Consider the following 10,499-nt stretch of genomic DNA (forward strand, 5'->3'; position numbering starts at 1 on the left):
ACACCGGCGATACCACGGCCTCGCCGAAGATCTGGCAAGACATGGCTGGCTTCAACGCAGCCGAGGACAAATATCTCGCAGACGTGAAGGCCGCGGTCGCTGCGGCTCCCGCCGATGCCGACGCGCTGAAGGCGCAAGTCGGCGCTATCGGCTCGGATTGCGGCACCTGCCATCAAGGCTACAGAATCAAGAAGGGCTGATCACCAGCCATGGCATGGCTGAAGAAACTTGTCGGCGCCGTCGTCATTCTGGGCGGCGTCGGCGCGGTTGCCGGGTGGGTCCTGTCGGCGCCGGTGACGCTCGACAGGGAAACCCTGGCCAAGCTCGGTCCTGGCGACGCAGCCAGGGGCAAGCGCATCTTTTATGCCGGCGGTTGCACATCCTGCCATGCAAAGCCGGGCTCACAGGGCGACGCCCGGCTTCAACTCGTGGGTGGCCTTGAACTCAAGACGCCGTTCGGAACCTTCGTGCCGCCCAACATTTCGCAAGATCCCAGGGACGGTATCGGCGCATGGTCTGTCGAGGACCTCGCCAATGCCATGCTGAAGGGCGTGTCGCCTTCTGGTGAGCATTTCTATCCGGCGTTTCCCTATGCATCCTACGCGCGCATGAATCCGGCTGACATTGGCGATCTCTATGCCTTCTTGAAGACGTTGCCGGCCGTCGCCGGCAAGGCAGCGGGCAATTCGCTCGGTTTTCCCTTCAATATTCGCCGCGGCATCGGCCTGTGGAAATTGCTCTATCTCAGCGATCAGCCGGTTGTTGCCTTCCCCGAAGGCAAGCCTGATCCGGTGATGGCAGGCCGCTATCTGGTCGAAGGGCCAGGCCATTGCGGCGAATGCCACACGCCGCGCGATCTTGCGGGCGGCACGAAGAAGAACGAGTCGCTGGCGGGCGCCGTGGCCGCCGAAGGCAATGGCGTCGTGCCGAACATCACATCGGGCGAGGGCGGTCTCGCCGACTGGTCGGAGGCCGATATCGCCAACTATCTCGAAACCGGCTTCACGCCCGATTTCGATTCGGTCGGCGGCGCCATGGTCGATGTCCAACGGAACATGGCCGAACTGACGCCGCAGGACCGTGCGGCCATCGCCGCCTATCTGAAGGCGATACCGGCGCATCCAAACGGCTATCCGGCCCGCAAGAAGACGGCAAACTAGACCGAGTCTTCAGACAGGTGGCGGTCGCCGAGAAAATCGAAACCCGTCTCGAAGAAATGGTTGTAGTTGCAGGTCAGCTCTTCGCCAGGCGCGATGTCGTGCAGCGCAAAGCTCTCCTCCGGTGAGGAGACGTCGCAGTTCGGCTCGTCGGCATGGTTCATGTAGCGCGCGTCGTCGGCTTCGAAGACGATGTAGTTCGGATCGCGGCGGTCGGGATAGGAGTAGCGATCGAGATAGCTCTTCACCGGGCCGGCCGCACGTTCATAAGTCTCGACCTCGATGAGCCGATCGAACCTTGGGTCCAGCTTCCAGATCAGAGTGCCGCGAGGAATGTGGTTCTTGGCAAAGACGCCGATTCCCTGGATAGGCGATTTGTCGAGATAGACGTCGACGAGCAGCATAATGGACCTTTACGCGATTGGAGGCTGTCGGGCCGGGAAAAACCGCGCACTGGGTAGCGCGCGGTCATCGCAATTGCGAGTGAAAATGAGCAACGGGAACTTAAAAAGCCCTGATCACGCAGCCTCTTCGGAAGGCGCGTCGATCATCGTCTGGAGTCAGCGTTGCTGCAGCGCCAGACGGACGCCCAAAGCGCAGTAGATGCCGCCGACAACTTTGCCCTGCCATCGTAACACCGACGGATTTCGGCGCAGGAACGTGCCGAGCCGGCCAGCGCTCACGGCAAAGACGACCGTGCTGAAAAGGCCCAGTACGACGAAGATGGCCCCCAACACGGTCATCTGAAGCATCACCGTCCCGTTTTCAGGCCGCACGAACTGAGGCAGGAAGGCAAGGAAGAACAGAGCGGTCTTGGGGTTGAGCACTTCGGTCAGGACAGCCTGTCGAAACGCCTTCCCGGCAGAGATCGCAAGCGCGCCGGCAGCCGGGCCGCCTGGTGTTTTCTCCATGATCGCGCGAATGCCGAGATAAACCAGGTAGGCCGCGCCGATGTACTTTATGACGCTGAACAGCGTCGCCGATGCGGCGATGATCGCCGATATGCCGATCATGGCCATGACGGTGTGAAAGATGTCGCCGACAGCGATCCCAGCGCCGGTCGCGATGCCAACCTTGGTTCCGGAACTCGTTGCCCGCGCTATGGTAAGGAGCGTGGCCGGACCCGGGATGAAGACGAAGCCGAGCACAACCGCGACATAAGCAATCAGTGTAGCGAGATCGATCATCGGTCGATTTCTCCCGTAGGCTGCGCCTTACCCATCACCTTCAGCGCGAAGGAATAGGTGTAGGCGATCTCCTCCAGCCGCGAAAACCGGCCGGAGGCACCGGCATGGCCGGAATCCATGTTGATCTTGAACAGGACCGGATTGTCCCCGCTCTTGCGGTCGCGCAGCCGGGCCACCCATTTGGCCGGTTCCCAATAGGTGACGCGCGGATCGGTGAGACCGGCCAGCGCCAGGATCGGCGGATAGTCGTGATCAACGACATTGTCATAGGGCGAGTAGGCGGCAATGGTCCGGTAGTCGTCGGCGGACGCGATCGGGTTGCCCCATTCGGGCCATTCCGGCGGCGTCAGCGGCAGGGTCGCATCGAGCATGGTGGTGAGGACATCGACGAAGGGTACCTCGGCGACGATGCCGCCAAAACAATCCGGCGCCATGTTGGCGACGGCACCCATCAGCATGCCGCCGGCCGAACCGCCCTGGGCGACGATACGGTCATGCGCCGTGTAACGCTCCGTCACCAGATGGCGCGCGACGGCGATGAAATCGGTGAACGTGTTCATCTTGTTCTCCCGCTTGCCGTCATCGTACCAGCCATAGCCCTTGTCCTTGCCGCCGCGAACGTGAGCGATGGCGAAGACAAAGCCCCGGTCGACCAGCGAGAACCAGTTGGTGTTGAAGGCGGCCGGCACGGTGATGCCATAGGAGCCGTAGCCGTAAAGCAGGCAAGGTGCGGATCCGTCCAGCGGCGTGTCGCGATGGTGCAAAAGCGAGATCGGCACCAGTTCGCCATCGCTGGCCGGCGCCATCAGGCGCCGCGTGACATAGTGGTCCGCATCATGGCCGGATGGCACTTCCTGGGTCTTCAGCAGCACCCGCTCGCGGGTACGCATATTATAGTCGAACACCTGCGCAGGTGTCGTCATCGACGAATAGGAAAAGCGCATGATCTCGGTGTCGTACTCATAGGAACCCGACAGGCCGAGCGAGAAAGCCTCCTCGTCGAGGGACAAAAGATGCTCCTCGCCGCTGGTGCGGTCGTGCACGACGATGCGCGGCAGGCCTTCCTTGCGTTCGAGCCGAACCATGTGGTCTCTGAAGCCGATCACCGACAGGATCAGCCGGCCGGGTTCGTGCGGCACCAGTTCCTGCCAGTTGGCGCGCACGGGATCGCCCGCTGGTGCCGTCATGATCTTGAAGTCCTTGGCGCCGTCGGCATTGGTCAGGATGAAGAAGATATCGCCGCCTTCTTCCAGCTCGTACTGCAGGCCAATCTCGCGCGGCGACACCAGTTTCGGTTCGGCAAACGGATCGTCGGCGCGCATCAGGCGGTATTCCGAGGTCTCGTGGTCGTTGATGCCGATCATGATCCACTCGTTGTTGCGGGTGCCGTCGACATTCATGAAGAAGCCGGGATCGGTTTCCTCATAGATCAGCCGGTCGCTTTGCGGGCTGTCGCCAAGCGCATGGAACAGCACCTTCGACGGGCGGTGGTTGGGGTCGAGACGTGTATAGAAGAAGCCGTCATTGGCGGCGTTCCAGACACCTGAACCGCCGGTGTCGGGGATCTGGTCCGCAAGTTCCCTGCCGTCGGCAAGGTCACGCACGTGAAGCGTGTAGAATTCGGAGCCCTTGTCGTCGAATGCCCACAGCAGCCTTGCGTGGTCGGCCGAATGGTCGACGCCGCCAAGACGGAAATAGGCCTTGCCCGCGGCCTCCGCGTCACCATCGAGCAGGATATGCTCGGCACCGCCGTCTCGCGGCATGCGGAAATAGCGCGGCTGCTCGCCACCAAGTTTGAAGGACGAGCCATAGGCATAGGGCCCATCCTTCATCGGCACGGAAGAATCGTCTTCCTTGATACGGCCCTTCATCTCCTTGAAAAGCTGCTTTTGCAGTTCGACCGTGTCGGCCATCAGCTTCGACTGGTAGGCATTCTCCGCCTCGAGTTCTGCGCGGATTCCCGCATCGAGCAATGAGGGGTCGCGGAACATCTCCTGCCAGTTGCCGGCCCGCAGCCAGGCATAGTCGTCGGTTCGCGTGATGCCGTGATGCGTGTCGGAAACCGGCCGCTTCTCGGGCGTTGGCGGGCTGACGATCGGAAATATGGATGTCTTGGTCATTGCGTCTCGCTTTGCCAGTATCTTCAATGGGCCAGTATCTTCAATGGGCCAGTATCTTGAATGGACCATCTCGAATGGAGAATATCTTGAACGGCGAATGAACACGCCGATCAGGGCAGGTTCAAGAGCCGGAGCGTATGGATTGTGTCGGCTCCAGGAGATGAGCCGGGAGGAGAGATGATGACTATTTGGTCTCGGACTGCTGCGGCTTTCGCCGTTGCTTCACTAACTCTGGCCTTTGCCGGCCAGTCTCATGCGACCGTATTCGCGGCTTGGCAAGTGGCCAATGTGCCGTTCGGCGACACGCTCAATGTGCGCAAATACCCTTCGGGCGCATCCCAGAAGCAGGCGGCATATCCGAACGGGACCGTTCTGCAGATGACCGGGCGATGCACCGGCGGAATAAACCTGCTCGACATCGCCAACCAGCCGGCATGGAAGCAGGAACAAAAGATTCGTTTTCGCTGGTGCGAAGTCTGGCATGATCCGGCCCAGAACGGCAAATTCGTCACCGGCTGGGCGTATGGCAAATACATCACGCCGCATTGATTGATCCGGCAGCAATCAGCCGATCCGCCGGATGACAGGCATGTCGCCTGATTGCTTGCGTATGACCACGGCAACCTTTGGTTTTGTGGACAAATATGAACAACCAATATTGCCCGACGATAGCCAAGCAAAATCAAACATTAAAACCCATTTCGTGAGATGCCGCGAATGTAACGGTGAGCTGACGTTGCGTCAGCCGTTGCCGACGAGCGCGCGAAATATCGATAAATTACACAATGCACGAAAGATTGAAGCTGATCGCGGAATAATTGATCAATATCGTTCAATATAGCGTAAGGGCCGAATTGACTTACTTGGTCTGGGCGCTCATTGATGTGCCCGCGACACGAATCGTAGAAACTCTACCTGCACAAAATTCGTGCGATGCCCTGCTTGTAAAAAAGGGCGCAGATCGATGTAACTCTTGTTGGGGCCCGAAGACCATGGATATTGTCGAAACACCTTCCAGAAACAGCGATGCGCTGATCGAATTGACCGCCGATGTGGTGGCCGCCTATGTCAGTAACAATCCCGTGCCGGTCGGCGAATTGCCGAACCTGATATCCGATGTCCATGCTGCGCTCGGGCGTGTGGGCGGAACCGCCGAACAGCCGCCTGCCGACAAGCAGAAGCCGGCGGTCAACCCGAAGCGGTCGGTTCATGACGACTACATCGTCTGCCTTGAAGACGGCAAGAAGTTCAAGTCGCTGAAGCGCCATTTGATGACCCACTATGACCTGACACCGGACCAGTATCGCGAAAAGTGGAACCTTGACCCGACCTATCCGATGGTTGCACCCAACTATGCGGCTGCCCGGTCACAGCTTGCCAAGAAGATGGGCCTCGGCCGCAAGCGCAAAGCGCGGTAATCGCTGCCAGAGCAATTCAAGGAAAAGTGAAACGGTTTTCCCGGGAAAGCGCATAGAGCTCTCCCTTGGGAATTGCGTCAAAATAAGCCAGATCGGATCGACATCAACGGCGCCTTCGGGCGCCGTTTGATTTTTGCGCCGCGAGGCGCGGATCCGGTATGAAGGTGTCAGGCGGTCTGCTTGAGCGCTGCCTCGGCGTCGCGCTTGATGCGCTTGACCATCGAGCGAAGGCCGTTGGCGCGCTGCGGCGACAGATGTTCGTCGAGGCCGAGTTCTTTCAATGTCGCTTCCGCATCGGTCTGCTGGATTTCGCTGGCGGTCCTGCCGGAAAACAGCGCAAGTATGATCGCAACCAGTCCACGCACGATGTGAGCGTCCGAATCGCCCGTGAAGGTGATGACTGGGTCGGCTCCAGCCCCGCGTTCGGTGGTCAACCAGACCTGACTGACGCATCCCGGCACCTTGTTGGCGGCGCTGCGCTGCTCGTCGGGAAATGGCGGCAGCGCCTCGCCGAGTTCGATGACGTAGCGATAGCGGTCTTCCCATTCCTCGAGGAACGAAAAATCGTCGCGGATCGTCTGGATCGTGGTGGTCATAATGCCGGATATAGTCACGCGGCGGCTCCGCGTCACGGAAAAACAAGGACACCGCGGGCGTCGAGAGGGCAGACAGCCCGCGGTGCGCCGTCGAAGCGGCTTAATTCTGAGGCGGCAGGTTGACGGTCTCGGGCAAGACGATTTCTACGGGCAGGCTGCCGGTCATCGTCGACGTGTCGGGGCCGGCGGCGGACTTGTCGTCCATCATCGCTGCCGCGATCTTGGCGGTCTCCTTGGCGCGGGCGGTGATGGTGTGCATTGCCGACTTGCCGGTCTCGCAGACATCGGGCTTGCGTTCGCAAATGCCGGCGATATCGCCAACCGCTTCGCGTGCCGCAAACAAGGCCTGGATCGGCCCGACGCTTTCGCGGCCCGCTTCATCGGGGCCGACAGTCAGCGGCAGCGCCAGCAGCACCAGCGAAAACCAGAAAGCCATTCTTATGAGGAAGACCATGCCCTTGCCCTCTCGTCGTGACCGGATCATGCATCCATATGGCATGACCTCTTTTGTAGGCAGGATCTTGGCACACAGGCGCAAAGGACGGCTTGCGGGCAAAGAGAGAATTTTCCTCAAATTTTAGGCAAATTCGAAACGAAGCGTTCTGCGATCCATTTGTCTCAATTGCCAGTGATTTTCCTTAACAACAAATAACCATACATCCCCATGATTTTCCTGTATTTTTCTTGGAATGTGGAAGTCCGGGTGCCGTGTGCGCCTGTCCGATAGGTGCCGTCGCCGGATAACTCTCCGTTTACTATGGCTGCATTTGCCCGTGCTTTCGGCGGCCGGCATCCCGATATTTGCCGCAGGCCAGGGCCTTGGTCGGCCCTGCCTTATCCATTCCTTAAACGCTGGATGCGAGTTTCAAAGCCAACCAGAACCATCTGCAAAGCAGAGCTGTCCACGACAAGTGCGAGTGCGTTGAGTTGAGTTCAATCAAGGCCAGATACGTTGAATTGCCTGGCGCGATTTCTGCCGGTTGCGAACGTATGGTCCATCCGTCCATCCTTGGGCGGAGCGACCGCGAGCGCCAGCGCCGTTTCATCGGCGTCATGCTCGCCGCTCCTTTCTTTGCCGCCGGCGCCGCGGTCACCCTGGTCACTTCAGGCATGGGCGTTGCCGTCACCATGGCCGCCATCTTCGCCGCCTTTGGCCTGTGCTGGTTCGTCGCCTTACTGGTGGCGGCGACCGGCAAGATGGCGATGGCGAGTGGGCTCGCCCTGATGCTGGCCGGCATTTCTCTCGGCAGTCTCATTGCCGCCGCGGGCGGGCTGAGTTCGCCTGTCGCCATGCTTGTCCTGGCGCTGCCTTTCGAAGCCTGGTGGATCGGCGGCTCGCGACGTGCAGCACTGTGGGGAGCCGTGTCGGCCGCTGTCGCCATCCTGGCTCAGCCTTTGGCTGGAACCGTATTTCCGTTCGCAGGAGCGCAGATCGCGGCGTGGCACTGGCTGGTGCCGTTGGCGTGGGCGCTTACGCTGATGCCGCGTGCATCGGCGTTTCAAAACACGGCCGACGCGGCTGTGGTCGACACTGCCGACCGGCTCGAAGAAATCATCGATGCGGTGGTCTTGCGGGTCGCCCGCCATGGCGAGGTCCTGGACGCGTCGCCGAAAGCGCGCACGCTTTTGAAACTGCCGCCCGAACTGCTGTCTGGAAACGGCCTCTTCGATCGCGTCCATCTGTCGGATCGCGTTTCCTATCTCAGCGCAATGGCCGACATGCGCGACGGTGCGCTGTCGCGCCGGCTCGAATTGCGCATCCGCCTGCCTCAGAACGGCAATAGCCTGACGGCCGACAATTACCGCCCGTTCTCGCTTGATCTGGTGCGCGGTGAGGAACAGAGTGACGTCTTTACGCTCGTCCTGCGCGAGAATGACGAGATCGCCCGGTTGCGCGAGGATCTCGCGGCGGCCAATGAGGCGGCCGCATCCGCCGAAGTGGCGAAGGGGCGCTTCCTGGCGGTGGTCAGCCACGAACTGCGCACGCCGTTGAATGCCATCATCGGCTTCTCGGATATGCTGCTGCATGAGATGTTCGGCGGCTTCAAGGATCCGCGCCAGAAGGAATATGTCGGCCTGGTGAGGGATTCGGGCCAGCATCTGCTCGCCGTCGTAACCTCGATACTCGACGTGTCCAGGATTGAATCTGGCGTTTATGCGACCGAGCCGGAGCCGTTCCGGTTCGCGGAAGCGGTCGACATGTGCCAGTCAATGATGCAGCTGCAGGCGCAGGCCAAGAACATCGATCTGCGGGCGCAGATCGCGCCGGACGCCGGCGACATCAATGCCGACCAGCGCGCCGTACAGCAGATGCTGATCAACCTGGTCTCCAATGCGATCAAGTTCACCCCCGACGGCGGCGACGTCGTCGTCGGTGCCAAGCGGATCGGTTCGCGCCTGCATTTCTGGGTCAGGGACACCGGCATCGGCATCGCCGAGGAGGATTTCGCCAATCTCGGCAAGCCCTTCATGCAGATCCAGAACGACTATACCCGCCGTTTCGAGGGGACTGGTCTTGGCCTTTCACTGGTCAAGGGCCTGGTGGCGCTGCACGAAGGCACGATGTCCATCGAAAGCATGCCGGGCGAGGGCACCACGGTGACCATCAGCTTGCCGGTGAACGGACCGAAGGGACATCAGGCGGAGAAGGCCGGCGTGCTGACCATGCCTGTAGCGATGGCGAAAGGGGACAGAAATGGCTCGCTCCGCAAAACAGGCTAAGGCGGTCAAGCGTCGCAGCAACGCCTTTCAGGACGGCGCTGTCGCCGTCGGCGGAATGATCTCGCGCAACCCTGTCCTGGTGGGCGGCTCGACGGCATTCCTGGTGACGCTGTTCTACGTCTCTGCGAATGCCTTGTGGTACCAGCCTTTCCCGCATGCCGGCGCATTCTTCGCGACCCGCAGCATTGCGGGCTTTCCGCACGCGGCGCCCGACGAGCCGGAAACGACGTTCAACATCGTGCGGCCATCCGGCGCGCCGGCACCGATCAAGGGCGATCCGGTTGTCGAGCAGGTGCAAGGCATATTGAAGGATCTTGATTTCTATTCGGGAACGGTCGACGGCATTTCCGGACCCAACACCCGCAAGGCCATCCAGGACTATCAGCAGAAGGTCGGGCTCAACGCGTCCGGCGAGATCGACGCGCTTCTGCTCGATCAACTGGGCGCGACGCCGAAAACCGCTTCCGTCGTACCCAGGCCGCAGCCGCGCCCGGATATGCCGGCCGCCGTTCCGGTGTCTTTGCAGACAGGTTCAGGACAGACAAATTCCGGGCAGGCGGATGCCGAGACGCAAGCGCCCGATGCCCGCATCGTCAAGATCCAGGCCGGGCTCAAGGCGTTCGGCAATGACGACATGCAGCTGGATGGTGTCGTCGGCGCGCGCACCAAGGCGGCGATCAAGGAATTCCAGTCGCTGTTCGGGCTGCCGCAGACCGGCGAGCCCGATGAGATCGTCTACGTCAAGATGCGCGAGATCGGCCTGACCAACTGACGGCTGAAACGACGGCTCGCCCAGCGGCGGAAATATCGATAGAGAACCGGCAGTTTCGGGAGCTCTCTCATGCGCGTCACATCGGATCTGTGGGTCTCGGCCCTGTTGCGCCGGGTTTTCGGCGCCGGGGGATTTGCCGCCGTGGTCAAGCGCGGCGCGACCGAGGCCGGCGCTGTGTTCGTGCTGGCGCGGGGCAGGCTGGGTGAGGTTGCCCTGTTCGGGCCGGCGCCGCAGACAAGCTATGATTCGGCCAAGCCCGACGACCGGTTTTTCACTCAGCTCGGAACCGGCGAGGATGCCACAGTGCTCGACGCCAGGCTGGAAAGGGAGAAAAAATTCGATCCCGATATCTGGGTGGTCGAGATCGAGGCCGGCACCGTGCCCGTCGAGGAGCTTATTTCCGTGAAGACGCCCTGAGGCCGGACGAAGCCGCCGCATCGTCGCTGTTCGAGGCGGTGCGTGTATCGCCGTTGGCAGGTGCTGCGCCGCGAACCACCCTTTAAAGGGCTTCCGCCCCCCACGATCGCC

At 61.0% G+C, this 10,499-nt stretch carries 13 protein-coding genes; 8 read left to right on the forward strand and 5 right to left on the reverse strand.

What is annotated here, in order from left to right; genetic code table 11:
• Positions 1-200: cytochrome c (locus EN984_RS09360; RefSeq protein ID WP_164765419.1), on the forward strand; the 200-nt coding region annotated here is incomplete at its 5' end.
• A 9-nt stretch (positions 201-209) separates the two neighbouring features.
• A complete protein-coding gene (locus tag EN984_RS09365; protein ID WP_127383713.1) occupies positions 210-1,160 on the forward strand; it encodes a cytochrome c in 951 nt (316 codons plus the stop codon).
• On the opposite strand, the gene EN984_RS09370 is transcribed toward EN984_RS09365, so the two are convergent.
• The 3 genes from EN984_RS09370 to EN984_RS09380 form a co-directional block, all read right to left on the reverse strand.
• Positions 1,157-1,561, reverse strand: coding sequence for an SET domain-containing protein-lysine N-methyltransferase (locus tag EN984_RS09370; protein ID WP_127269950.1), 405 nt, complete (start codon positions 1,559-1,561; stop codon positions 1,157-1,159). The two genes, EN984_RS09365 and EN984_RS09370, sit on opposite strands and share 4 nt — an antisense overlap.
• Before the next feature lie 156 nt (positions 1,562-1,717).
• Positions 1,718-2,344: a LysE family translocator gene (locus tag EN984_RS09375; RefSeq protein ID WP_127269948.1), complete on the reverse strand. Its 627-nt coding sequence runs from the start codon at positions 2,342-2,344 to the stop codon at positions 1,718-1,720.
• Positions 2,341-4,464 carry a S9 family peptidase gene (locus tag EN984_RS09380; protein ID WP_127268167.1) on the reverse strand — a complete coding sequence of 708 codons (2,124 nt, stop codon included), beginning with the start codon at positions 4,462-4,464 and terminating at the stop codon, positions 2,341-2,343. The genes EN984_RS09375 and EN984_RS09380 overlap by 4 nt, the downstream gene beginning before the upstream one ends.
• A 180-nt stretch (positions 4,465-4,644) precedes the next feature.
• Between EN984_RS09380 and EN984_RS09385 the strand changes: the two genes are divergently transcribed.
• From EN984_RS09385 to EN984_RS09395, 3 genes are all read left to right on the forward strand, one after another.
• Positions 4,645-5,013 (forward strand): SH3 domain-containing protein, encoded by a 369-nt coding sequence (locus EN984_RS09385; protein WP_127268166.1) that lies wholly within the window; start codon positions 4,645-4,647, stop codon positions 5,011-5,013.
• Between the two features lie 31 nt (positions 5,014-5,044).
• On the forward strand, positions 5,045-5,305 hold the full coding sequence (locus tag EN984_RS09390; protein WP_127276813.1) for a hypothetical protein: 261 nt from the start codon (positions 5,045-5,047) through the stop codon (positions 5,303-5,305).
• 151 nt (positions 5,306-5,456) lie between these two features.
• The gene (locus EN984_RS09395; protein WP_013532660.1) at positions 5,457-5,882 is read left to right on the forward strand and encodes a MucR family transcriptional regulator; all 426 of its coding nucleotides are present in this window, start codon (positions 5,457-5,459) and stop codon (positions 5,880-5,882) included.
• 167 nt (positions 5,883-6,049) lie between these two features.
• Here the strand turns inward: EN984_RS09395 and EN984_RS09400 are convergent, their stop codons facing one another.
• On the reverse strand, positions 6,050-6,478 hold the full coding sequence (locus EN984_RS09400; RefSeq protein ID WP_127268169.1) for a SufE family protein: 429 nt from the start codon (positions 6,476-6,478) through the stop codon (positions 6,050-6,052).
• Positions 6,479-6,578: 100 nt separating this feature from the next.
• Positions 6,579-6,932: a DUF5330 domain-containing protein gene (locus EN984_RS09405; RefSeq protein ID WP_127268168.1), complete on the reverse strand. Its 354-nt coding sequence runs from the start codon at positions 6,930-6,932 to the stop codon at positions 6,579-6,581.
• A gap of 536 nt (positions 6,933-7,468) precedes the next feature.
• Between EN984_RS09405 and EN984_RS09410 the strand changes: the two genes are divergently transcribed.
• The 3 genes from EN984_RS09410 to EN984_RS09420 all read left to right on the forward strand — a co-directional run bounded on the left by EN984_RS09410 (position 7,469) and on the right by EN984_RS09420 (position 10,388).
• Positions 7,469-9,199 (forward strand): PAS domain-containing sensor histidine kinase, encoded by a 1,731-nt coding sequence (locus EN984_RS09410; RefSeq protein WP_127268165.1) that lies wholly within the window; start codon positions 7,469-7,471, stop codon positions 9,197-9,199.
• Positions 9,174-9,971 (forward strand): peptidoglycan-binding protein, encoded by a 798-nt coding sequence (locus tag EN984_RS09415; RefSeq protein ID WP_127268164.1) that lies wholly within the window; start codon positions 9,174-9,176, stop codon positions 9,969-9,971. The genes EN984_RS09410 and EN984_RS09415 overlap by 26 nt, the downstream gene beginning before the upstream one ends.
• Before the next feature lie 69 nt (positions 9,972-10,040).
• Complete coding sequence (locus EN984_RS09420; RefSeq protein ID WP_127268163.1) at positions 10,041-10,388, forward strand: DUF1491 family protein; 348 nt, start codon at positions 10,041-10,043, stop codon at positions 10,386-10,388.
• The last annotated feature ends 111 nt before the right edge of the window (positions 10,389-10,499 follow it).

Source organism: Mesorhizobium sp. M7A.F.Ca.CA.004.12.1.1, from assembly GCF_003997835.1.
Lineage (GTDB): Bacteria > Pseudomonadota > Alphaproteobacteria > Rhizobiales > Rhizobiaceae > Mesorhizobium.